This is a genomic window from Aeromonas sp. S15(2024), from assembly GCF_041402265.1.
Classification (GTDB): domain Bacteria; phylum Pseudomonadota; class Gammaproteobacteria; order Enterobacterales; family Aeromonadaceae; genus Aeromonas; species Aeromonas dhakensis.
Genome location: NZ_JBGLQY010000006.1, coordinates 125,179 through 148,343, shown reverse-complemented (window position 1 = coordinate 148,343; position 23,165 = coordinate 125,179). Strand labels below are relative to the sequence as shown.

General features: G+C 63.0%; 23 protein-coding genes. 18 read left to right on the top strand and 5 right to left on the bottom strand.

Annotation, left to right across the window (positions count from 1 at the left end):
- Positions 1-72: 72 nt before the first annotated feature.
- The 5 genes from ACB033_RS14235 (at position 73) to ACB033_RS14215 (ending at position 5,559) form a co-directional block, all read left to right on the top strand.
- Positions 73-1,614 (top strand): EAL domain-containing protein, encoded by a 1,542-nt coding sequence (locus ACB033_RS14235; protein WP_371140565.1) that lies wholly within the window; start codon positions 73-75, stop codon positions 1,612-1,614.
- Between the two features lie 233 nt (positions 1,615-1,847).
- Positions 1,848-3,686 carry a bifunctional UDP-sugar hydrolase/5'-nucleotidase gene (locus ACB033_RS14230; protein ID WP_005303962.1) on the top strand — a complete coding sequence of 613 codons (1,839 nt, stop codon included), beginning with the start codon at positions 1,848-1,850 and terminating at the stop codon, positions 3,684-3,686.
- A gap of 86 nt (positions 3,687-3,772) precedes the next feature.
- On the top strand, positions 3,773-4,114 hold the full coding sequence (locus ACB033_RS14225) for a DUF2956 domain-containing protein (protein WP_139725283.1): 342 nt from the start codon (positions 3,773-3,775) through the stop codon (positions 4,112-4,114).
- A 126-nt stretch (positions 4,115-4,240) separates the two neighbouring features.
- Positions 4,241-4,576 (top strand): hypothetical protein, encoded by a 336-nt coding sequence (locus ACB033_RS14220; protein WP_005303968.1) that lies wholly within the window; start codon positions 4,241-4,243, stop codon positions 4,574-4,576.
- 113 nt (positions 4,577-4,689) lie between these two features.
- On the top strand, positions 4,690-5,559 hold the full coding sequence (locus ACB033_RS14215) for a tetratricopeptide repeat protein (protein ID WP_139725281.1): 870 nt from the start codon (positions 4,690-4,692) through the stop codon (positions 5,557-5,559).
- A gap of 81 nt (positions 5,560-5,640) precedes the next feature.
- Here the strand turns inward: ACB033_RS14215 and ACB033_RS14210 are convergent, their stop codons facing one another.
- Both ACB033_RS14210 and fkpA read right to left on the bottom strand, forming a co-directional pair.
- The gene (locus tag ACB033_RS14210; protein ID WP_042009157.1) at positions 5,641-7,047 is read right to left on the bottom strand and encodes a sigma-54 dependent transcriptional regulator; all 1,407 of its coding nucleotides are present in this window, start codon (positions 7,045-7,047) and stop codon (positions 5,641-5,643) included.
- A gap of 140 nt (positions 7,048-7,187) precedes the next feature.
- Complete coding sequence (gene fkpA / locus ACB033_RS14205; RefSeq protein WP_005303977.1) at positions 7,188-7,994, bottom strand: FKBP-type peptidyl-prolyl cis-trans isomerase; 807 nt, start codon at positions 7,992-7,994, stop codon at positions 7,188-7,190.
- A gap of 119 nt (positions 7,995-8,113) precedes the next feature.
- Here fkpA and ACB033_RS14200 point away from each other — a divergent pair, with 119 nt between their 5' ends.
- Complete coding sequence (locus ACB033_RS14200; RefSeq protein WP_017784365.1) at positions 8,114-9,082, top strand: WD40 repeat domain-containing protein; 969 nt, start codon at positions 8,114-8,116, stop codon at positions 9,080-9,082.
- Between the two features lie 14 nt (positions 9,083-9,096).
- Positions 9,097-9,312, top strand: a complete 216-nt coding sequence (locus ACB033_RS14195; protein WP_005303987.1) for a SlyX family protein — start codon at positions 9,097-9,099, stop codon at positions 9,310-9,312.
- A 60-nt stretch (positions 9,313-9,372) separates the two neighbouring features.
- On the opposite strand, the gene ACB033_RS14190 is transcribed toward ACB033_RS14195, so the two are convergent.
- Positions 9,373-10,011: a peptidylprolyl isomerase gene (locus ACB033_RS14190; protein WP_005303992.1), complete on the bottom strand. Its 639-nt coding sequence runs from the start codon at positions 10,009-10,011 to the stop codon at positions 9,373-9,375.
- Positions 10,012-10,243: 232 nt separating this feature from the next.
- Positions 10,244-10,450, bottom strand: coding sequence for a YheV family putative zinc ribbon protein (locus ACB033_RS14185; RefSeq protein ID WP_005303994.1), 207 nt, complete (start codon positions 10,448-10,450; stop codon positions 10,244-10,246).
- A 39-nt stretch (positions 10,451-10,489) separates the two neighbouring features.
- On the opposite strand from ACB033_RS14185, the gene ACB033_RS14180 reads away from it, so the two are divergent.
- The 4 genes from ACB033_RS14180 to ACB033_RS14165 all read left to right on the top strand — a co-directional run bounded on the left by ACB033_RS14180 (position 10,490) and on the right by ACB033_RS14165 (position 13,648).
- The gene (locus ACB033_RS14180; RefSeq protein ID WP_139398212.1) at positions 10,490-11,176 is read left to right on the top strand and encodes a hypothetical protein; all 687 of its coding nucleotides are present in this window, start codon (positions 10,490-10,492) and stop codon (positions 11,174-11,176) included.
- A 182-nt stretch (positions 11,177-11,358) separates the two neighbouring features.
- Positions 11,359-12,258, top strand: coding sequence for a chemotaxis protein (locus ACB033_RS14175; protein WP_005304001.1), 900 nt, complete (start codon positions 11,359-11,361; stop codon positions 12,256-12,258).
- 56 nt (positions 12,259-12,314) lie between these two features.
- Positions 12,315-13,298 carry a hydrolase gene (locus ACB033_RS14170; RefSeq protein ID WP_024943057.1) on the top strand — a complete coding sequence of 328 codons (984 nt, stop codon included), beginning with the start codon at positions 12,315-12,317 and terminating at the stop codon, positions 13,296-13,298.
- A 107-nt stretch (positions 13,299-13,405) separates the two neighbouring features.
- Positions 13,406-13,648 (top strand): YheU family protein, encoded by a 243-nt coding sequence (locus tag ACB033_RS14165; RefSeq protein ID WP_017779166.1) that lies wholly within the window; start codon positions 13,406-13,408, stop codon positions 13,646-13,648.
- A gap of 422 nt (positions 13,649-14,070) precedes the next feature.
- Here ACB033_RS14165 and ACB033_RS14160 read toward each other — a convergent pair whose 3' ends face one another.
- Positions 14,071-15,417, bottom strand: a complete 1,347-nt coding sequence (locus ACB033_RS14160) for a UDP-glucose/GDP-mannose dehydrogenase family protein (protein ID WP_010634898.1) — start codon at positions 15,415-15,417, stop codon at positions 14,071-14,073.
- A 221-nt stretch (positions 15,418-15,638) separates the two neighbouring features.
- Between ACB033_RS14160 and arnB the strand changes: the two genes are divergently transcribed.
- The 7 genes from arnB to arnF all read left to right on the top strand — a co-directional run bounded on the left by arnB (position 15,639) and on the right by arnF (position 23,127).
- The gene (gene arnB / locus ACB033_RS14155; RefSeq protein WP_139725280.1) at positions 15,639-16,775 is read left to right on the top strand and encodes a UDP-4-amino-4-deoxy-L-arabinose aminotransferase; all 1,137 of its coding nucleotides are present in this window, start codon (positions 15,639-15,641) and stop codon (positions 16,773-16,775) included.
- 6 nt (positions 16,776-16,781) lie between these two features.
- The gene (arnC, locus tag ACB033_RS14150) at positions 16,782-17,762 is read left to right on the top strand and encodes an undecaprenyl-phosphate 4-deoxy-4-formamido-L-arabinose transferase (protein WP_025202153.1); all 981 of its coding nucleotides are present in this window, start codon (positions 16,782-16,784) and stop codon (positions 17,760-17,762) included.
- Positions 17,759-19,750 carry a bifunctional UDP-4-amino-4-deoxy-L-arabinose formyltransferase/UDP-glucuronic acid oxidase ArnA gene (gene arnA / locus ACB033_RS14145; RefSeq protein WP_139725278.1) on the top strand — a complete coding sequence of 664 codons (1,992 nt, stop codon included), beginning with the start codon at positions 17,759-17,761 and terminating at the stop codon, positions 19,748-19,750. The genes arnC and arnA overlap by 4 nt, the downstream gene beginning before the upstream one ends.
- A complete protein-coding gene (arnD, locus tag ACB033_RS14140) occupies positions 19,743-20,642 on the top strand; it encodes a 4-deoxy-4-formamido-L-arabinose-phosphoundecaprenol deformylase (RefSeq protein ID WP_139725276.1) in 900 nt (299 codons plus the stop codon). Before arnA ends, arnD begins: the two co-directional genes overlap by 8 nt.
- A gap of 87 nt (positions 20,643-20,729) precedes the next feature.
- Positions 20,730-22,373 carry a lipid IV(A) 4-amino-4-deoxy-L-arabinosyltransferase gene (gene arnT / locus ACB033_RS14135; RefSeq protein ID WP_139725274.1) on the top strand — a complete coding sequence of 548 codons (1,644 nt, stop codon included), beginning with the start codon at positions 20,730-20,732 and terminating at the stop codon, positions 22,371-22,373.
- Complete coding sequence (locus ACB033_RS14130; protein WP_139725272.1) at positions 22,373-22,717, top strand: EamA family transporter; 345 nt, start codon at positions 22,373-22,375, stop codon at positions 22,715-22,717. The genes arnT and ACB033_RS14130 overlap by 1 nt, the downstream gene beginning before the upstream one ends.
- Complete coding sequence (gene arnF, locus ACB033_RS14125; RefSeq protein ID WP_017779161.1) at positions 22,714-23,127, top strand: 4-amino-4-deoxy-L-arabinose-phosphoundecaprenol flippase subunit ArnF; 414 nt, start codon at positions 22,714-22,716, stop codon at positions 23,125-23,127. The genes ACB033_RS14130 and arnF overlap by 4 nt, the downstream gene beginning before the upstream one ends.
- The last annotated feature ends 38 nt before the right edge of the window (positions 23,128-23,165 follow it).

Here is a 23,165-nt window from a genome sequence, read left to right as displayed (position 1 = left end):
GGAGATTGAGGTGTGATTGTGTAGTATGTCCGACCTTTTTTTGTTCAATTGAACCTTCACGAGGCGTGGTACATGGTGTTCCCCTTTCTGCGTAGCAGCAACATGCCTCGTCTCCTGGCCAGCCTGCTCTGCTGCGCCACCCTGATCCTCATCTCCCTTGCCACCCTCTACTGGCAAACCTGGTCGATGACCCGGCAGCAGGCCCAGACCGCCGCCGAGCGCGCCATCACGCAGATCGACAGCGCTCTCTCCCATTCGACCCAGGCGGCCAGGGCGGCCCTGCCACTGGCCAGCCGCCCCTGTCGCGAGGTGGCCCGCGAGCTACGGGTGCTGGTCGCCACCTCCCCCTATGTGCGCTCGATCAACCTCTCCCGCAACGGCCGCCTCTACTGCTCCTCCATCTTCGACGAGATCGATCTCGAGGACCGGCTGCAGGACGATCGCCACGAGCGGCTCAGGCTGGAGGCCGTGACCCGGCTCGGACGCAAGCCGTCGCTGCTGTTTTATCACCTGAGCGAGGGGAGCAACGCCGTGGTGGTCGCCATCAACCCCTATCACCTGAGCAAGCCGCTGCAGTGGCGCCTCGCCGGGGCGAACAGCTGGGTACAGATAGGCGAGCAGTGGCTCGACCTGCGTGGCAAGGTGCATGATGGCCAACCCCCCAGGCTGCGGGGCTTCAACTACCGGCTCGACTCGGCGGCATTCAACTACAGCCTCAATCAGGGATTTCCGCTGAGCGCAGTGCTGACCACCACCCTGCAAAAACAGAGCACCATCATACTGCTGATCCTGCTCCTGGGAGGGCTGGCCGGCCTCGCCACCTACCGCTGGTGGAGCCATATCTCGACCCCGACCCAGGAGCTCAGACGCGCCATCATCAAGCAGGAGTTCATCCCCTATCTGCAACCCATCGTTGTCAGCCAGAGTGGCCAGCTGCACGGCTGCGAGGTGCTGATGCGCTGGCAGCATCACAGCCAGGGGCTGATCCGGCCGGATCTCTTCATCCCGCTGGCGGAGGAGAGCGGCCTCATCATCCTGATGACCCAGACCCTGATGCAGCAGGTTCGGCTGCAGTTCGCCCCCCATGCGGCAGCGTTGCCACCCCGCTTCCACTTCAGCTTCAACATCTGTGCCCGTCACTGCCAGCAGCTGAGCCTGGTGGATGACTGCCGCACCTTTCTCGCCGCCTTCGCCGCCAACGAGGTCACCCTGGTGCTGGAGCTGACCGAGCGCGAGCTCATAACCCCCAACCAGCTCACCGGGCGGCTGTTTGACGAGTTGCGGCAGATGGGGGTCAGGATAGGGCTGGACGACTTTGGTACCAGCCACTCCAGCCTCACCTACCTGCAGCAGTTTCACGTGGACTATCTCAAGATCGACCAGAGCTTCGTCGCCATGATCGGCACCAACGCCCTCTCCCGCCACATTCTCGACAGCACCATCAATCTGGCGACCCGGCTGGGGTTGAAAACCATCGCCGAGGGGGTCGAGACCCGGGAGCAGGCGGACTTTCTCACCGAGCGTCACGTCGACTACCTGCAGGGCTATCTCTATGGCCGCCCGCTCACCCCACAACAATTTCTGCAGCGGCTGAACATCATTTCGGCACCCTGAATCCCGGCTGGGCACGGCAGGGTTGCATCACCCGCCGTGCTGATGGAAAATCCCCGCCGCGCCCCAGTCCTGCTGCGCAAAATCACGCAAACGTTTATTTGCTTTATTAATGTGCAGTAGCTCAAAGGAATCAGCTCTGTTTATTTCCAATTATTACTTTTTGCCTAGAATCGCCACACTCCTGTCATGCAGGAACGATATACAGGACTATAACAACAAGAGGAATATTACCGATGAAGAAGACGCTACTGGCCGTCACCGTCTCTATTACCCTGTTCGGGCTGACCGCCTGCAATTCAGAAAACAGCAGCAAGGAACATATTCCGCTGGATCTGACCATTGCCCACATCAATGATACCCACGCCCACCTCGACCCGACCGAAAATGCCCTGGCGATCCAGCCGAGCGGGCAGGAGCTGTTCAAGTTCAACGCCAAGCTGGGCGGCTATCCGCGCCTGAAGTTCAAGCTGGACGAGCTGCGCAGCCAGGCGGCCAGCGAAGGCCGCAACTTCATGGTGCTCAACGGTGGTGACGCCTTCCAGGGCACCCTCTACTTCACCCAGTTCAAGGGGGAAGAGGAGTCCCGACTGCTCTCCGACATGGGTATCGATGCCATGGTGCTCGGAAACCATGAATTCGATCTGGGCAACCAGGCAATTAAAGACTTCGTCTCACGGGTGAATTTCCCGGTATTGGCTTCCAATATGGTGAAATCCAGTAGCGCCACCCTGAAGGACAGCGAGAATATTCACGAATATGTCATTAAGGAAGTCAATGGCGAGAGCGTAGGTATTTTCGGACTGGTGCTGGAAAATATGCATGATATTTCCTCACCGGACAAAGACACCCAATTCCTGCCGATGATTGAGACCGCCCAGAAAATGGTCGATACCCTCAAGTCCAAGGGTGCCAACAAGATCATCATGGTCACCCATATCGGCCTGCAAAATGACCAGGCGGTCGCCAGGGCCGTCAACGGCATCGACCTGATCGTCGGCGGTCACTCCCAGACCTTCCTCGGCGACATCACCGAGCTCAACAGCATCGGCTACACCGCCCACAACCAGAACCCGGCCGACGACAACACCTATGCCCAGATCGTCAACAACCCGGACGGTGGCAAGACCTGTATCGTGCAGGCCGGTGAATGGGCCAAGGGCTACGGCCTGGTCAACGTCTCCCTGAGCAAGGAAGGCGAGCTCACCAAGTGTGAAGGGCGCAACACCCTGATGACCGGCGACGACTTCACCAAGGAAGTGGCCAAGAAGAAGGTTCCGCTGAGCGGCACCGAGCAGACCAACGTGGTCGACTTCATCAGCAAGTCCCCGGTCATCGAGATCGTGCCGGAAGACACCGCCATGCGCGACGTGATCGACACCGAGTACAAGCCGGCCGTGGCCGAGCTCGAGGCCAAGATCATCGCCGACGTGCCGACCAAGCTGCCCCACGTGCGCGTACCGACCACCCCGGACGGCGCCGGCCTCATCGATCCCCTGGTGGCCGAGTCGCTCTACTGGAAGCTCAACAAGCTCAACACCAAGGTGGACTTCACCATCCAGAACGCCGGTGGCGTGCGTGCCGACGTGAACGCGGGCCCGCTCTCGGTCGGTTACGTGATGGGGACCCTGCTGCCGTTTGGCAACAAGATCGCCGCCTTCAACCTCAAGGGCAAGGACGTGCGTGCCACCCTGGAGTATGCCGTTGACTACTCCATCGGTCTGGAGACCGGGATCGCCGCCTCCAGCGGTGCCTTCCCCTACGTCGGCCACCTGAGCTACACCTACGACGGCAAGCTGGCCAAGGGCTCCCGCATCACCAAGCTGGAGATGCTGGACGCCAACGGCCAGTGGCTGCCGCTGGATGACGAGAAGGTCTACCGCGTTGGTGCCAACACCTACATCGCTTCCGGCAAGGATGGCTACAGCGGTCTGCTCAAGCGCGAAGAGCTGCCCAACAAGGGTGACTACGTCGACTCCGGCGTGGGCGAGAACGAGATGTTCATGGAGTACGCCGAGTCCCAGGGCACCCTCAATCCGCTGCCCTATGCGACCGTGACCTACTACAAGCCCTGATCCGGCTCACAAGCTGTTGCAACGGCGCCTGAGGGCGCCGTTTTTATGGCATACTCCCCGCCAATCGATGCCGAGGAGACCCTTTGATGGCGAAGTACGACAAGATTTCCCCCGAGACCCAGCAGGAGGCGATGAACATTGCCCGTGCCAACCAGAAACCGGGACAGACCAAGGAGCAGACCCAGCTGATCGCCCAGGGGATCCAGAAAGGCATAGACGAATACAAGAAGCAGATGAAGGCGCGGGCCCGCGAGGCCAATCGCCAGAAAAAACTGCAGGCCAAGGCCAAACAGTCTCACCCAGCGCAGCAGGATGAGGAGCAGGACGACATCGTCGAACTGGTGGAAGTGACCCGCCAGCATCCCCTGCCCTGGCTGCTGCTGGTATTGAGCTGGCTCGGCTTTGCCGCCTGGTACTGGCTGCGCTGAGACGCCGCCGGCAAACCTTTGCCTGGGATCTTCTTCACAGCCCGGGCCCTTGTGGCTGGTCATCCCGGCTGCGGGCTGATTAAATCCCGCCACTGCTGTTTACCCCCCTTTTTCAGGATACCCGTTATGAACCCGGCTCCCCTCTACCTGTTGGCCCCCCTGGTGCTGTTTATCGTGACCCTGCTGCTCTATCGCATCTCGCCGCTGCGAGCGGTCGCGGCCGGCAGCGCCCGCTGGTTCATCCTGCCCGCCTTCACCCTCTTCATTCTGCTCATCATCATCAATGGTGCGGCAGACCCGAGCCTGCGCAACCCGGCCTTCCACTGGCTGATGCCGGGGCTCGGCTTTGCCCTCAGCCTGTTTCCGGCTCTGCCCAAGGCACTGGTGCCGCGCCTCGCCATCAAGGAGGGAGCCTTCGCCGCCCTCGGCCTGATGCTGATGAGCCTGGCCATGGTCTACTGACCGGCTGGCCGCAGCCGTTGCCATTACTCAAGGGGCGCTCTGTGACGAGGGCCCCTTGTACAAACAATGGCTTGCAGGCATCTTGGTGAAAGGATCGCCAGCAAGGAGGCCAGATGGACAATCCGCCCGATTTCATGGCGCAGTGGGATTACAAGGACCCCGCCGCCACCGCCCTGCGTTTTCATGCTCTGCTGCCCGAGGCGCGCGCCGCCGCCGACCTGCAATACGAGCTGGAGCTGCTCACCCAGATAGCCCGCACCCATTCGCTGCAACGCCAGTTTGCCGAGGCGCACCAGCTGCTCGACGAGATAGAGCCCCGCCTCACCGAAGCGACCCCGCGGGCCCGCCTGCGCGCCCTGCTGGAGCGCGGCCGCACCTTCAACTCCGCCGGCGACAAGGCCAGCGCCAGGACGCTGTTTGAACAGGCGTGGCAGCTTGGGCTCAAGCACAAGGAGCTCTATCTCGCCATCGATGCGGCCCACATGGTGGCCATCGCCGCCCCGCTGGAGGAGCAGAGCCGCTGGCATCAGCTGGCGATGGAGCTGGCGGAGCGCAGTCCGGATCCAAAGGTGCGCGGCTGGCTCGCCACCCTCTACAACAATCAGGGCTGGACCCTGTTCGAACTGGGCCGGCTGGAAGAGGCCCGCCAATGTCAGCAAAAATGCCTGGCCTGGCACGAGCAGCACAACAATCAGGCCAAGGCCTTTATCGCCCGCTGGAGTCTGGCCCGCCTGAGCCGGGCCCAGGGACAACACGAGCAGGCCCGGGCCGAGCTGACCCAGCTGAAGGACGACATGGCCGCCGCCGGTGCGCCCGAGGATGGCTATGTGTTCGAAGAGCTGGGGGAGAATGCGCTGGCGCTGGATGATCCGGCCGCCGCCGAATACTTCGCCCGTGCCTGGTTTCTGCTGTCGCAGGATCGTTGGCTCAAGGCCAACGAGGCCGAGCGGCTGGCCAGGCTCAAGGCGCTGGGCAAGCTCTAGTCAACCATCGTCAAAAACGCAGCGGGGCGGCCAATGGGCCGCCCCGCATGCTTCATCCCCCGAGGGGGTAGCCCCAGGACGTCAGACCAGGCTCGCCTCCTCCCAGCTCTGTTTCTTGCGATAGATGGTGGAGGGGCTGATCTCCAGCAGGGCCGCCGCCTTGGGAATATTGCCGTCACAGCTGGCGATGGCCTGCTCTATGGTCTCTTTTTCCACCAGCCAGAGCGGGCGGATCGGGGCATTGGACACCACAGGCTCGGTGCTGCCGACCGGCGCCGGTGCGGATACCGCCAGCGGCAGGCCCCCCCGGCTGCCGTTGAGGGGCGGCGGCAAGATGTCAGGGCTCACCAGCTCGCGGTCGTTGAGCACCACTATGTTGCGCACCACGTTCTGCAGCTCGCGCACGTTGCCGGGCCAGGGGTAGTCGAGCAGCACCCGCGCCGCCTCGGCATCGAAATCCTTGAAACGCTTGCTCTCTTCCTTGGCGTAACTCTGCAACAGGTTGCGCGCCAGCAGCAGTATGTCCTCGCCCCGCTCGCGCAGCGGCGGCAGGCTCAGCGGGATCACGTGCAGCCGGTAGTAGAGATCCTCGCGAAAACGCCCTGCTTTTACCTCCACCAGGGGATCCCGGTTGGTGGCGCAGACGAAGCGCACGTCCACCGTCTCCAGCTTGCCGCTGCCAACCCGCTGCAGGGTGCCGGTCTGGATGAAGCGCAGCAGCTTGCTCTGCAGGTCGAGATCCATCTCGCAGATCTCGTCGAGGAACAGGGTGCCGCCGTCAGCCAGGCTGGCCGCCCCCTTGCGATCCCCCTGGGCGCCGGTGAACGACCCCTTCACGTGACCGAAGATCTCGCTCTCCATCAGGTCGTGGGGGATGGCGGCGCAGTTGAGGGCGATGAAGGGTTGCTCCCGACGCGGGCTGCACTGGTGGATGGCCTCGGCGCACACCTCCTTGCCGGTGCCGCTCTCGCCGGTGATGAACACGGTCGCCTTGCTCGGCGCCGCGCTCTCTATGATGCGATAGACCGCCTGCATCGGCATGGAGGCGCCGATGAAACCAGCAAACGAGCTGCGCTCGAAGTTCTCCCGGTACTGGGCCACCAGCGAGCTGAGTTGCTGGTGCTTGAAGGCGTTGCGAACGGTGGCGCACAGCCGCTTGCCGTCAAACGGCTTGGTCAGAAAGTCGAAGGCACCGAGCCGCATCGCCTCCACCGCCACGTCCACCGAGCCGTGGGCGGTGATCACCACCACAGAGCAGGGCAGCTGCTGTTCGGTGATCTGCTGCAGAATGTCCATGCCGGACATGTCGGGCAGCTCGAGATCCAGCAGCACCACGGGGGGCGGGCTGCTCAGCAGCTGGGCCAGGGCCTGCTGGCCACAGTCGGCCCGCAGCACCTCATAGCCATCCTGGGCCAGATACTGTTCATAGACCACTGCCAGACTGCGGGTATCTTCCACCAGCAGGACTCGGGGTTTGCTTTCCGCCACGGCGCCATCCTTGCAATTGATTTTGTTGTCTATTTCGCCATCTTAGCACAGTTGGCGACTCTCTCTTTTATCCCGCCATTCGGCAGGATATACAAGCAAAAACGGCTCCCTAAGGAGCCGTTTTTTTCAACGCGGGCCGTTTACTTCTTGGCGTTCTCACCATCGGCAGCCGGCTTCTCGATGGCCAGCAGCTCAACGTCGAACACCAGCACGGCGTTGGCCGGAATGGAGCCTGCACCGTGCTCGCCATAGGCCAGCTTGGACGGCAGGAAGAACTTGAACTTGGAACCGACCGGCATCAGCTGCACGCCTTCGGTCCAACCCGGGATCACCTGGTTGAGCGGGAAGGTGGCCGGCTCGCCGCGATCGACGGAGCTGTCAAACTTGGTGCCGTCGGTCAGGGTACCGGTGTAGTGTACCTTGACGATGTCGGTGGCCTTCGGCTTGGCGCCGGTCCCCATCTTCTCGACCTGGTATTGCAGGCCGGATTCGGTGCTCTTCACGCCCTCTTTCTTGGCGTTGGCGGCCAAGTACTCTTCACCCTTCTTCAGGTTTTCCACCGCATCCTTGTCAGCCTTGGCCTTGGTCAGCTCGTTGATCTTGGCATCGTATTGCTGCAGAACCTTCTGGATATCCTCGTCGGTCATCTTGGCTTCTTTGCCCAGACCGTCGGTGACGCCCTTCAGGATCACGGCATTGTCCAGCTTGATGCCGAGCTCCTGCTGGCGCTCCAGGGTATTGGCGATATAACGACCCATGGAGAGGCCAATTGCATAGCCGGATTGCTCTTCAAAGCTCTTGGCTTCAGCCTTGGGGGCCTCTGCCGGCTTGCTGGCTTCTGCCTTGACCTCTGCAGTATTCGCAGCAGTCTTCTCGTCTTTTTGGCAAGCAGTCAGACCTACGGCAACCGCCGCAGCCAACAGGGACACCTTCAGAAAATTGTTCATCAGTTTCTCCAAAACTCTAAATACCGCTCTCGGTTCCTTCGTGAAATGAGAGGTTTATCGTGATAAGCGCCTTATACTAACGCCGTGATCGCAGGTAACGAAAGCATGAGACAGGAAAAATGATAAAAAGTGCCATTTATCTCGTCGCGGTTTGCCTGATACTGACAGGCTGCGAACAGAGCTCATCGCCGGACCGGCAACTGACCCTCGCCAGCCAGGGGCTGCTGAGCGCCGATCTGGCCAGTGACGGCAAGCAAGCCATCGTCTCCAGCCTGGGCCAGGGCACGGTAGTGTGGGACCTGGAGCAGGACAAGGAGCGCTGGCGCTGGCGCCAGTCCGACAATCCGGACGACTTCGTCATCATTACCCGCTTCTCGGCGGACAACAGCCACGCCGTGACCGCCAGCCTGAATACCTTCGGGATCTGGCGCCTCAAGGATGGCCAGTCCCAAGGCTACTATTCGCTTCCTGAATCCAGGCTGAGGGACATCGCCCTCTCCGCCGACGGTCGCCAGGTGCTGATCGGCCGGGAAGACGGCAAGGCGGAGGTGGTGGACACCCGCACCGGCCGCAGATTGCAATTCCTCGGCCACACCGAGCAGGTCAACACAGTCGACATCTCCCCCAACGGCCGTTACGCCCTCACCGGCGGCAACGACTACAGCGCCTATCTGTGGGATACCCGCAGCGGCCAGGTGGTGTGGCGCTTCAACCACGCCGGCCGGGTGGTACTGGCCCGGCTAGACCCGAGCGGACGGCTCGCCTTCACCGCCGACAGCCGCCAGGCCAGCATCTGGGATCTGACAACCGGCAAGGAGCTGAGCCGGCTGCAGTTCGACCACCGCTTCGAGGTCTACACCACGGCGCGCTTTGCCAACGACGGCAAGTGGCTCATCACCGGCGCCCCCTCCCGCCAGCTCTCCCTGTGGCAGGTGAGCGACGGCAGCCTGCTGCAGAGCTGGCGCGTCTCGCCCCATCCCAAGGTGAAACCACCGAGCGCAGTGGTCTACGGCGTGGCTTTGCGCGACAATAGCCATCTTGTCAGTGCCAGCTCCAGCGGCCTGGCCGAAATCTGGACTATCAAGTAAGGACCAAAAGGCCCATGAGTCAGCAATTAAACGATCGCCTCGAAACCCTGGAAAGCCGCCTCGCCTTTGCCGAATACACGGTGGAGCAGCTCAACGAGGAGGTCACTACCCAGGGGCGCGAGCTGGATCGGCTCAAGCATCGGATCCAGCTGCTGGTGGACAAGCTGCAGAGCGTGCAGCCAAGCCAGATCGCCAGCATGGCCGAAGAGACCCCGCCGCCGCACTACTGAGTGCGCAGCCATAAAAAACCCGCGCCAGGCGCGGGTTTTTTATCATCGGCAACGCCGAGATCAGTGCTGATGGCCCTTGCCACCGCAACCGCCGCCACCGCAGCAGCCGCCGTGACCATGGTCGTCGCCGTGGTCATGACCGTGATCGTGGCCGTGATGACCACCGCCGCAGCAACCGCCGTGTTCATGGTCGTGACCATGATCGTGGTCGTGGCCATGATCGTGACCGCAACCACCGGCACCGTGCACGTGGCCGTGGGCCAGCTCTTCGGCAGTGGCGGCGCGCACGTCCTTGATCTCGACCTTGAAGCCCAGGGTCACGCCGGCCAGCGGATGGTTGCCATCCACCTTGACGAACTCTTCGGACACTTCGACCACGGTCACCGGACGGTGACCTTCGTCGGTCTCGGCCACAAAAGTATCCCCTTCAGACACTTCCATGCCGTCGAACAGCTCGCCCGGCACTTCTTGCACCAGGTTCTCGTCGTACTCGCCATAGGCCTGGCTCGGCGTCAGGGTGACGTCGAACGCCTCGCCCACGCTGCGCCCTTCCAGCTCGGCTTCGAGGCCGGAGACCAGATAACGGGTACCGTGCAGATACACCAGAGGCTCTTTACCGACAGTGGTGTCGATGACTTCACCGTGTTCGTCGGTGACCGTGTATTCCAGCGTAACCACGCTCAGGGGAGCTACTTTCATGTCAGGGATCCTGCGGATAGAAAAAAACGGGCCCAGAATACCTCAAAAAGGCAGACAAGCATATGGTGGGCCCGGCTCAGTCGTGATGAAAAAGCCAGCAGGGGATGGCAATGCAAAGCAGCCCGCCATCCCGTTGGCCGGCACTCATGGGAGTGAGCGGCGCGGTGGTCCGTGCAGGCCGGCGACCGCCATCAGCCCGAGGGATGGGCACAGTCCGCGCTCTGCCCCTCCATTATTCCGGGCGAAACACCCCGATCACCTGCTCGGTCTCGCGGGTTACCCTGGCCACCTCGGCCTCGGTCTGCACCTGGGTGTCCCCGCACTCGACGCAGGTCACCTTCTCGACTCCATGCTCCATATACAGCATCATGGTGTCCATTTTGCCGCACGCCGGGCAGACAGCTCCGGCAATGAAGCGTTTTTTACGTCTGGTTTCCATTTTCGTTACCTCCGGGCAGCATCATATCAGGGTTTTTACATGCATCACGCCATCGAACATCAGCATTTTTTCACCCCCCATCTGCAAGTCGGCGTTCGCAAACGCGTACCGGCAGGGCAACTGCTGCGGATTGCACGGGGTGCGGCGCTGCTGCGACTCGGCGCCCATGAGCTGCTGCTGACGGCGGGAAGCCACTTCTGGCTCTGTGCCGATGCCCTTGCCGCGTTCAGCCCGCTGGCCGGCTGCCGTTACGATCTGCTGACCTGCTCGGTGCGTGTCGACCAGCCCGCCCAGGCGGGCTGGCTGCAACCCGGCCCGCTGCTGGATCCCCTGTTCGACAGCCTGGCCGACTGGCAGCGCCCCCGCGACTGGCACGGCGCCTACGGTCACCGGCTGCAGGTGCTGCTCGACGAGCTGCAGGGCTGCCCCATCCAGTCGCAGGCGGATGTTGCGCTGCAGACCGCCTGGCAGGGGTTGGCCGCTGGCCAGGCTGGCGGCAACGAGGCATGGCAGCAGGCGCTGGCGCAGCGCGGTCTCAGCGAACCGGCATTGGCGGCCGATGCCCTGCGGGCGCAGTGGCAGCTGCTGCAGGCGGTGCGTCTGCTCAAGAGCGGCAGCAAGGCTCCCCAGGTGGCGAGCAAGCTCGGTTACGAGGATGAGCGCGCCCTCGATCGCGCCTGCCAGCAGTGGCTCGGCTGCCCGCTGGCGACCCTGCTCGCGCTCTGACCGCCCCCTCGCAGCTCGGCCCCCGGCGGTTCGCACCAGGGCGGATCGCCGCAATAAATGGATGAAATGAGTCCAGTTTTACGGCAAACGGTCGTTAATAACGGAAGGGCCATTTCTCCTATAATCCTTTATGCTAGGGGCCTGAATCGACTGATACCGTTTTGACTCACAGGACATCTGCCATGAAAAGCAAGGCCAACCAATCCCAGGGCATGTTGCTGTTTCATCTCTCGGCCAAGCAATCCTTCGCCATCGGCACCCTCAAGGTAAAAGAGATAGTGCCCTACACCCAGCTGACGGCCATGCCGCACTCGCACCCGACCGTGCTCGGCGCCGCCAGCATGCGTGGCACTACCATCCCGGTGATCGACATGGCCATGGCGGTGGGTTATCGCCCGATCAGCCAGGAAGAGATGCCGCACTGCTTCATCATCATCACCGACTGCCGCCGCACCCTGGTGGGCTTTCTGGTGCGCGGCATCGACAAGATCACCGAATGCAACTGGCGCGACATAGCGCCGCCCCCCGCCTCCCTCGGTCACAACGTGTTCGTGACCGGCGTGACCCGGGTCAATGACCAGCTGATCCAGCTGCTGGACGTGGAGTTGATCCTCTCCCGGGTCTACCCGGACGACCCCAGTCACCTCTACCCGGTGCTGACCGACGTGCAGCGGGAGCGGATCAAGCCGATGCGGATCCTGCTGGTGGATGACTCCTCGGTCGCCCGCCGCCAGCTGATGGCGGCGCTGGACTACATCAACATCCCCTACGAGGTGTGCACCAACGGCAAGGATGCGCTGACCCTGATGCAGACCCGTGCCGCCCAGAAGACCCCCATCGACATCCTGGTGAGCGACATCGAGATGCCGGGGCTGGACGGCTACGAGCTGGCCTTCGAGGTGCAGAGCGACGCCAAGCTGGCGGGTGCCTACATCATCCTGCACACCTCGCTCTCGAGCGAGATCAGCGTGGAGCGGGCCCACCAGGTGGGTGCCCACGAGGCGCTGACCAAGTTTGAAGCCAACGAGCTGATCCAGGCCATGCTGCGCGGTGCCGAGCACCACGACAGCCTGCCGGCCTGATCCCGACGGCGAGCAGCCCGGCTGCTCGCCGTTTCCTTTTCTGTCCCGGACCCAGCATGCTGATCGAAAGCCACTTTCACGCCCCCTGGTGGGCGCGCAATCCCCACCTGCAAACCATCCTGCCCAAGTGGCTGCGCCGCCAGCCGGCCCGCTTCGTGGCCGAGCGCTTCGAGCTGGCGGACAGCGACTTCGTCGATCTCGCCTGGAGCGGCGAGATCAGCCGGGATGAGCGACCGCTCATCGTGCTGTTTCACGGGCTGGAGGGAAGCATTCACTCCCACTATGCCAAGGGGCTGTTCGCCCACCTGCAACGCCAGGGCAACGAGGCGGTGCTGATGCACTTTCGCGGCTGCAGCGGCGAGCCAAACCGGCTGCTGCAGGCCTATCACTCCGGTGCCATCGAGGATGCCCAGGCGGTGATCGCCGAGCTCGGCCGCCGCTTTCCCGGCAAGCCGCTCATCGCCATCGGCTATTCGCTGGGGGGCAACATGCTGGTCAATCTGCTGGCGCGCGCCTGCCCGCGCGAGCTGACGGCGGCGGTGGTGATCTCGGCGCCGCTGCGGTTGGACAGCTGCGCCGATCGGGTCAATCAGGGCTTCTCGCGGGTTTATCAGCGTTATCTGCTGGGCACCATGCGCCACAACCTGCAACAGAAGATCCGGCGGCAGGCGGCGGCCAGCGCCCGCTGGCAGCCGCAGCAGGTGCGCGCCATCGCCACCCTGCGCGACTTCGACGAGCAGGTCACGGCGCCGCTGCACGGTTTTGACAGCGCCGATCACTACTACCAGCGCTGCTCTGGCCTGGGGATGCTGGCGCAGATCCCCATCCCCACCCTGGTGATCCACGCCGCCGACGATCCCTTCATGACCGAGGCGGTGATCCCGCAGGCGGAGCAGCTCTCCCCCATGGTGCGTTACGAGTTGAGCCGGCGGGGCGGCCACGTGGGCTTCCTGCACGGCACGCCCTGGCGGCCAAGATTCTGGCTGGAGGAGCGGATTAGCCAGTGGCTGCAGGAGCAGACTCAAGGTACGGGCCGGTAGCCATGGCGGCCGCTCTCTCACCTCATCGGCTGGCGGCCAGATAAATCCCTTGCGCTGGCCGACCACAGATAGACAATACCCGCTCTCTGGTAACGGAAGATGAAACCATGATAATCCCCTGGCAAGAGCTGGATGCAGACACCCTCAACAACCTGCTCGAGCACTTCGTGCTGCAGGAAGGCACCGAGTATGGCGAACAGGATGTCAGTCTGGCCGACAAGGTCGACGATGTCAGAACGCAGCTGCAGCAGGGCGTGGCGGTAATCGTGTACAGCGAGCTGCACGAGAGCGTGAACATAGTGCCCAAGGCGACCCTCGACAGGGCGCAGGTGGACGACCTACCGCAATAGCCTGCCCATCGCCGTTGCGGGCCTGCCCCCTAACCGCCCTTCTCGCGCAGTTCCCGCCGGATCTCCCCGCCCCCGATAAAACAACATGGCCCTGCGCAACTGCGCAGGGCCATGTTGACTGGCATTGCTGCCATCTTGCCAGATCTTGTTCGTGCCGGTTCTGCAAACACCCTGCGCCCCTGGCGCGGCCTGCCCTCGCTCCCCGATAGCGGATAACGACAAGGGTGACCGCAATAATTAAGCGCCTGGCCATATCGACAAAATAGAATAAATAAAGTGAAACGGTTCACAATATTAAATTATGATGACAAAACTCGCCCTCACCATAAAAATAGTGAGAGCAATATCTCGCTTCAGCCAATATCCAGCAGATTAATCCGCCACACAGCTGATTATTGATGGCGGCCCAATATGACAAGATATTATTTCATTACCGATTCGCCCCGGCCGATGGCGTAATAATGGAACCCATGATCTTTCATGCGACCTGGATCAAACAGATTGCGACCATCCACGATCAGGGGTCGCTTCAACGCCTGCTTGATGGCGGCAAAGTTGGGGGCCTTGAAGTGGTTCCACTCGGTGCAGATCACCAGGGCATCCGCACCAAACAATGCGGCCTCCTTGGTACCCATCAAACGCAGCTTGTCGCAGTTGCCGTAGATCTGCTGGGCCTCCTGCATCGCCTCGGGATCATAGGCCTGCACGGTCGCACCGGCCTGCCACAACGCCTCCATCAGGGCCCGGCTCGGCGCCTCGCGCATGTCGTCGGTGTTGGGCTTGAACGCCAGACCCCACAGGGCGATGGTCTTGCCGGCCAGGGTCTCCCCTTCGGAGCGGAAGAACGCTGACAGCAGCTGAAAGAGCCGCGATTTTTGCAATTCATTGACCCGCTCCACCGCCCGGATCAGCGGCGTGTCGTACTCCAGCTCCTGGGCCGTGGCCAGCAAGGCTTTGACATCCTTGGGAAAACAGGAGCCGCCATAACCACAACCCGGGTAGATGAACTGATAGCCGATGCGCTGATCCGAGCCTATCCCCTGGCGCACCATCTCGATGTCGGCACCGACCCGCTCGGCCAGTCCGGCCATCTCGTTGATGAAGCTTATCTTGGTGGCCAGCATGCAGTTGGCGGCGTACTTGGTCAGCTCGGCGCTGCGCACATCCATGAACAGGATGCGGTCATGGTTGCGGTTGAACGGCTCGTAGAGCTCGCGCATCAACTGGCGGGAAGCCTCGTTGGCGGTGCCCACCACGATGCGATCCGGCCGCAGGCAATCCTGGATGGCGGAGCCCTCTTTCAGGAATTCGGGGTTGGAGACCACGTCGAAGGCGAACGACTGATCCCGCTGCTGCAAGATGCTCTTCACCCTGGCGGTCACCTTGTCGGCGGTGCCCACCGGCACGGTCGACTTGTTGACTATGATGACGGGCCGGTCACGATGCCGGGCGATGGTTTCGGCCACCGTCAGCACGTGGCTGAGATCGGCGGAGCCATCTTCCCCCGGTGGTGTCCCCACTGCCAGAAACTGCACATCACCGTGTTCGACGGCCTGTACGGCATCCGTGGTGAACACCAGGGCGCCGCTTTTGATGTTGCGTTGCAGCAGGGTGTCGAGCCCGGGTTCATAGATAGGGACATGGCCGTCCATCAGGGCAGCCACCCGCTGTTCATCGACATCGACACAAATGACCTGGTGACCGACGTCGGCCAGCACGGTGGCCTGAACCAGGCCCACGTAGCCACTTCCAAATACAGTAATGTTCATATTGATACAACCAGAATGTCAGAGAATTTGTAATTTGGAAAAACAAAGAGTTTGGGGGGTTATAAATATTTATCACACTACCTAAGATGTCCACACCAGTTAATTGTTACCAGCTGTTTCTGGACTATTGCAGGCCCGCTTTTATATCCGTATGTTGAGTAAAACAGTTTGGGGGAGCCCAATTTAATGGGCACTGATTAATATTCTTTGTTGGATCTCATATGCAAGATTTTCTGCCATTTTCACGGCCAGCCATGGGCGATGCCGAGATAAGTGCTGTCTGTGATGTATTGAAATCGGGCTGGATCACCACGGGCCCGAAGAATCATGAACTGGAGCAGCAATTCTGCCATACCTTCGGTTGCCAGCATGCCGTCGCCCTCTGCTCCGCCACCGCCGGTATGCACGTCACCCTGATGGCGCTGGGCATTGGCCCGGGAGACGAGGTGATCACCCCCTCCCAGACCTGGGTCTCCACCATCAACATCATCACCCTGCTGGGGGCCGAGCCAGTCTTCGTCGACGTGGACCCGGATACCCTGATGACCAGCGCCGAGCTGATCGCCCCGCTCATCACCGCCAGGACCAAGGCCATCATCCCGGTGCACTATGCCGGTGCCCCCCTCGACCTGGACCCCATCCTCGAGCTGGCCGGCCGGCACGGCATTCCGGTCATCGAAGATGCCGCCCACGCGGTCGGCACCCGTTATCGGGAGCGCTGGATCGGCGCCAGCGGCACCGCCATCTTCTCCTTCCACGCCATCAAGAACATGACCTGCGCCGAAGGGGGCATGCTGGTGACCGACGACAAGGCGCTGGCAGACAAGGTGCGGATGCTCAAATTCCACGGTCTGGGAGTGGATGCCTTTGATCGCATGAGCCTGGGCCGCAAGCCGCAGGCGGAGGTGATCACCCCGGGCTTCAAGTACAACCTGGCCGACATCAACGCCGCCATCGCCCTGGTGCAGCTGGCACGCCTGCCCGAGCTCAATGCCAGACGGGTCGAACTGGTGGCCCGCTACCAGGAGCGGCTGGCCGGTCTGCCGCTGGCCCCCCTCGCCGTGCCCGGCTACCCCCACCTGCACGCCTGGCACCTGTTCATGGTGCGGGTCGATCCCGAGCGCTGCGGCCTCGATCGGGATCAGCTGATGCAGGCGCTGCAGGAGCGCGGCATCGGCACCGGTCTGCACTTTCGGGCAGCCCACACCCAGAAGTACTACCGCGAACGCTACCCGACCCTCAGCCTGCCCCATACCGAGTGGAACTCCTCACGCCTGTGCACCCTGCCACTCTTCCCGGACATGACGCTGGCCGACGTTGACCGCGTGGTCGCGGCCCTTATCGACATATTGGAGTAACCAAACGTGAACAACACTGACATCAAGCTGGTTTCGGTGGTCATCCCCGTCTACAACGAGGAGGCCAGCCTGCCCGTGCTGCTGAGCCGGGTCACCGCCGCCTGCGATCAGTTGTCGCAGGATTACGAAGTGATCCTGATCGACGACGGCAGCCACGACGGCTCCACCGAGCTCATCAGCGAAGCCGCCGCCCGCGAGGACAGCAAGCTGGTCGGGGTGCTACTCAACCGCAACTACGGTCAGCACGCCGCCATCATGGCCGGCTTCGAGACCGCCAAGGGAGACCTGGTGATCACCCTGGATGCGGATCTGCAGAACCCGCCGGAGGAGATACCGCGTCTGGTGGAAGCCGCCATGCAGGGCTACGACGTGGTGGGCACCATGCGCCGCAACCGGCAGGACTCCTGGTTTCGCAAGACCGCCTCCAAGCTCATCAACAAGTCGGTGCAAAAGGCCACCGGCGTGCACATGAGCGACTACGGCTGCATGCTGCGCGCCTATCGCCGCCACATCATCGACGCCATGCTCTGCTGCCAGGAGCGCAGCACCTTCATCCCCATCCTGGCCAACAGCTTCGCCCGCCGCACCATAGAGCTGGAAGTGGGCCATGCCGAGCGGGCCCATGGCGAGTCCAAATACGGGCTGATGCACCTCATCAACCTGATGTATGACCTGGTCACCTGCATGACCACCACCCCGCTGCGTCTGCTCAGCATCGTCGGCAGCGTGGTGGCGGGCATCGGCTTTACCTTCTCCATCCTGCTGATCCTGATGCGCCTCATTCTGGGCGCCGACTGGGCCGCCGATGGCGTCTTCACCCTCTTTGCCATTCTCTTCACCTTTGTCGGCGTGCAGCTGCTGGGCATGGGGCTGCTGGGAGAGTACATAGGCCGCATGTACACAGACGTGCGCGCCCGTCCCCGCTACTTCATCCACCGGATCGTGCGCACCGCCACCACCCCTTCGCAACAGGAAGCTGAACAATGAAAGTCGTCGTCTTTGCTTATCACGATATCGGTTGCACCGGCATCGAGGCCCTGCTCGAGGCAGGCTACGAGATCCAGGCCGTCTTCACCCACGCCGACGATCCGGGCGAGAACCGCTTCTTCGGCTCGGTCGCCCAGCTCTGCGCCGAGCACAACCTGCCGGTCTACTCCCCCGAGGACGTGAACCACCCGCTCTGGATCGAGCGCATTCAGGAGCTGGCGCCCCAGGCCCTCTTCTCCTTCTACTACCGCAACATGCTCAAGCAGGCGATCCTCGACATCCCGACCGTCGGCGCCTTCAACCTGCACGGCTCCCTGCTGCCCGCCTACCGCGGCCGCGCGCCCATCAACTGGTGCCTGGTCAACGGCGAGACCCAGACCGGCATCACCCTGCACCAGATGACCGCCAAACCCGATGCCGGCGCCATCGTCGCCCAGCAGGCGGTAACCATTGCCGACGATGACACCGCGCTGACCCTGCACGGCAAGGTGCGCCTCGCCGCCCGGGCGCTGCTGGAGCAGGAGCTGCCCAAGCTGCGCGCCGGCGACATCCGCCTCACCCCGCAGGATGAGAGCAAGGCCAGCTACTATGGCCGCCGCACCCCGGCCGATGGCGAGCTGCACTGGCACCGCCCGGCCCGCGAACTGCACAACCTGGTCCGCGCCGTCACCCAGCCCTACCCGGGCGCCTTCAGCTTCGCCGGTGATCGCAAGCTGACGGTGTGGAAGAGCCACTGGCTGGCCCAGCAGAGCGACAAGCAGCCGGGCACCATCCTGAGCCAGGAGCCGCTGCGCATCGCCTGCGGTGAAGGGGTGCTGGAGATAGTGGCCGGTCAGGCCGAAGGGGGTCTCTATGTGCGCGGCGCCCAGCTGGCCCGTGAACTGGGGCTGGTGGAAGGGATGAAAATCGGCGCCAAGGCAAGCAATGCCCTGCGCAAGGCGCGGCTGACCCGGGTGCTGATCCTCGGCGTCAACGGCTTCATCGGCAACCACCTGACCGAGCGCCTGCTCCAGGATGGCGGCTACGAGGTGTATGGCCTCGACATCGGCTCCAGCGCGGTGGATCGTTTCATCGGTCACCCCAACTTCCACTTCGTGGAGGGGGACATCAGCATCCACACCGAGTGGATCGAGTACCACATCAAGAAGTGCGACGTGATCCTGCCGCTGGTGGCCATCGCCACCCCCATCGAGTACACCCGCAACCCGCTGCGCGTGTTCGAGCTCGACTTCGAGGAGAACCTCAAGATCGTCCGCTACTGCGTGAAGTACCACAAGCGCATCATCTTTCCCTCCACCTCCGAGGTGTACGGGATGTGCGACGATCACAGCTTCGATGAAGACAGCTCCCGCCTCATCGTCGGCCCCATCAACAAGCAGCGCTGGATCTACTCGGTCTCCAAGCAGCTGCTGGACCGCGTCATCTGGGCCTACGGCAAGAAAGAGGGGCTCAACTTCACACTGTTCCGTCCCTTCAACTGGATGGGGCCGCGTCTGGACAGCCTGGACTCCGCCCGCATCGGCAGCTCCCGCGCCATCACCCAGCTGATCCTCAACCTGGTGGACGGCACCCCGATCCAGCTGGTGGACGGTGGCGCCCAGAAGCGCTGCTTCACCGACATCGAGGACGGCATCGAGGCCCTGTTCCGCATCATCGAGAACAAGGGGAACCGCTGCGACGGCCAGATCATCAACATCGGCAACCCGGACAACGAGGCCAGCATCCAGCAGATGGCCGAGATCCTGCTCGCCAAGTTCGAGGCTCACCCGCTGCGCGACCGGTTCCCGCCGTTTGCCGGCTTCAAGCTGGTGGAGAGCAAATCCTTCTACGGCGACGGCTATCAGGACGTCTCCCACCGCCGGCCGAGCATCGCCAATGCCCGCCGCTTGCTGGACTGGGAACCGACCATCGAGATGGAACAGACCATCGGCAACACCCTCGACTTCTTCCTGCAAGGGGCGGTCACCACGGGAGTCGAGCATGACTGAGGTAGGTCTGCGGATCGACGTCGATACCTTCAGGGGGACCCGTGACGGGGTGCCCCGCCTGCTGCAACTGCTCGACAAGCATCAGGTCAAGGGGAGCTTCTTCTTCTCGGTCGGACCGGACAACATGGGGCGCCACTTGTGGCGCCTGCTGAAACCCCGCTTTCTGCTCAAGATGCTGCGCTCCAACGCAGCATCCCTCTATGGGCTGGACATCCTGCTGGCCGGCACCGCCTGGCCCGGCAAGTCCATCGGCAAGCAGCTCGGCTCCCTGATGCGCGACACCGACAGCGCCCATCACGAGGTGGGGCTGCACGCCTGGGATCACCACGGCTGGCAGGCCAACACCGGCCGCTGGGACGAAGCCGAGCTGATTCGTCAGACTCGGCTCGGGGTGGATGCGCTCAACCAGATCCTGGGGCGCGAAGTGGACTGCTCCGCCGCCGCCGGCTGGCGGGCCGACCCGCTCACCACCCAGGCCAAGGAGCTGTTCGGCTTTCGCTACAACAGCGACTGTCGCGGCAGCGGCCTGTTCCGGCCCCTGCTGCAGGACGGTCTCCCCGGCACCCCGCAGATCCCGGTCAACCTGCCCACCTTCGACGAGGTGGTGGGCCATCAGGTGACGGTCGACGGCTTCAACCGTTTTCTGCTGGATCAGCTGGCGACCCCGCCGGTGCAGGGCCCTCACGTCTACACCATCCACGCCGAAGTGGAAGGGATCGTGATGGCGGATCAGTTCGATGCCCTGCTCGGCGAAGCCAGGGCGCGCGGCATCCGCTTCGTGCCGCTCGGGGATCTGTTACCATCGGACCCGACCGGCTTACCTACCGGCCGGCTGGTGCGCGGCACCCTGCCCGGGCGGGAGGGCTGGCTCGGCTGCAAGGCCGAGGCCTGAGATGCCTGAGATGCCTGAGATAAATGACGCCACCTCGGGTGGCAGGACTAACCATCGCGCTAATCACACCATGCAACAGAGGATGTCATGACGTTGACCAAGTGGGCCCTGCCCCTGTTCTTTCTCTTCTTTTACCTGCTGCCGCTCGACCAGCGGCCGCTCTGGAGTCCGGACGAAAACCGCTACGCCGAAATAAGCCGGGAGATGGTGAGCACCGGAGACTGGGTCGTCCCCCACTTCCTGGGCCTGCGCTACTTCGAGAAGCCCATCGCCGGCTACTGGTTCAACAGCATCAGCCAGCAGCTGTTCGGTGACACCAACTTCGCCGTGCGCTTCGCCTCGGCCGCCGCCACCGGCCTCAGTGCCGTGCTAGTCTTCTGGTTCGCCCTGCAGCTTTGGCAGTGCCGGCGCAAGGCCTTCCTCGCCGGGCTCATCTATCTGTCGCTGCTGATCGTCTACGGCATCGGCACCTACAGCGTACTGGACGCCATGGTGACCCTCTGGCTCAACGCCGCCATGGTGAGCTTCTACATCATCCGCAAGGAGGGCTCCCTTGCCAGCAGGGTCGGCGGCTATCTGCTGTTCGGCCTCGCCTGCGGCATGGGCTTTCTCACCAAGGGCTTCATCGCCCTGGCAGTGCCCGTGGTGGTCATAGTGCCCTACGTCATCTATCAGCGCCGCCTGCTCGAGCTGGTGCGCTTCGGGCCGCTGGCCATCCTGAGTGCGGCCCTGCTGGCAGCCCCCTGGGCCATCGCCGTGCACCTGCGCGAGCCGGACTACTGGCACTACTTCTTCTGGATTGAGCACATCCAGCGCTTCGCCGCCGACAACGCCCAGCACAAGGCGCCGTTCTGGTACTACCTGCCCATGGGGCTGCTCGGCACCCTGCCCTGGCTCGGCCTGCTGCCCGGCGCCCTGCGCAAGGGCTGGCAGGAGCGCAAGATAAACCCGGAGACCCTCTACCTGCTGGCCTGGGTGGTGTTGCCCTTCCTCTTCTTCAGCGTGGCCAAGGGCAAGCTGCTCACCTACATACTGCCCTGCTTCGCCCCGCTGGCCATGCTGATGGCCGCCAGCGCCGTCGACCTGCTCAAGGAGGGGAAAGAGCGGGCCTTCAAGGTCAACGCCTGGCTGAACGGCCTGTTCGGCCTCATCTGCCTGATCGTGCTGGCGGTGCTGGCCTTCTCCCCCCGCCATGCCGTCTACGGCGAGGAGGATCACGGTGCGCTGGCGGTGGCCATGATCATCTTCGCCGGCTGGAGTCTGCTCGGTTTCGTTCAGCTCAAGGCCATCAGCCAGCGTTGGACCCTGAGTGCGCTCTGTCCCATGGTGCTGGCCATCGGCCTGCCCTGGGCGCTGCCGCAATCGCTGATCGACTCCAAGCTGCCGGAGCGCTTCATCGAGGCCAATCAGGCCGTACTGATGAAGTCAGGTACCCTGCTGGCCAACGACGTCGGGCTGGCCTCCTCCCTCGCCTGGGGCACCCGGCGCAGCGAGATCAACCTGTTCGACAGCAAGGGCGAGGTCCATTACGGCCTCGGCTACCCGGATGCAGCGGGGCGCTACGTGGCCCGCGCCGACTTCCCGGCCTGGCTGGCACAGGCGCGCAAGAATGGCCAGGTGGCCCTGCTGATGAAGACGGATCGTAACGGCAACACCGGGCCCGTGCCCCCTGCCGACGAGACCATCGTCAGCCACCGGCTGACCCTGCTCATCTACCACGGGGCCCAGTGATGGACATGCTGCTGCTGTTGCTGGTGTGTCTGCTGACCTGCAGCGGCCAGATGCTGCAAAAGCAGGCGGTCATCAGCTGGCAGCGCCGCCCCTGCAACCACTGGCAGAAGCTGCGCTCCCCCTGGCTCATCGCCAGCGTGGCGGCCCTCGGCAGCGGCATGCTGCTGTGGATCTACCTGCTGCAGCGGCTGCCGCTCGGCATGGCCTACCCCATGCTCAGCATCAATCTGGTGCTGGTGCTGGTGGGCTCCAGACTGTTCTTTCACGAGCAGATCAGCTACCAAAACTGGCTGGGGGTGGGCGCCATCATAGTGGGCGCCCTGCTGCTGGGAGGTTTGCTATGAGCGGCGGCCATCAGCAGGCGCTGAAGGGGTATCTCTACGTGCTCGGCAGCATAGTGCTGGTGACGGTGGCCCAGCTCGGCATGAAGTGGGGGGCGATCCAGCTGCCGGCCTGGCAGCCGGATCTCGCCCTGATGCTGGCCCATCCGCTGCCGCTGCTGGTGATCCTGGCCGGCATCGGCTGCTATGCCCTGTCGCTGCTCTGCTGGCTGGCGGCGCTGCACTCCACCCCGCTCAACATCGCCTACCCCCTGCTCAGCACCAGCTATGCGCTGGTCTACCTGCTGGCGGTCAACATCCCGCTCTTCGCCGAGCCGCTGGAGCCGGGCAAGGCGCTCGGGGTGCTGTTTATCCTGCTGGGGGCCGTGCTGGTGGGGATCAAGCCTGCTGCCGGCAACAAGCAGGCAGACTAGTTTTTCTCTTGTTTGTCGCAAGGGCTGCCATGGCAGCC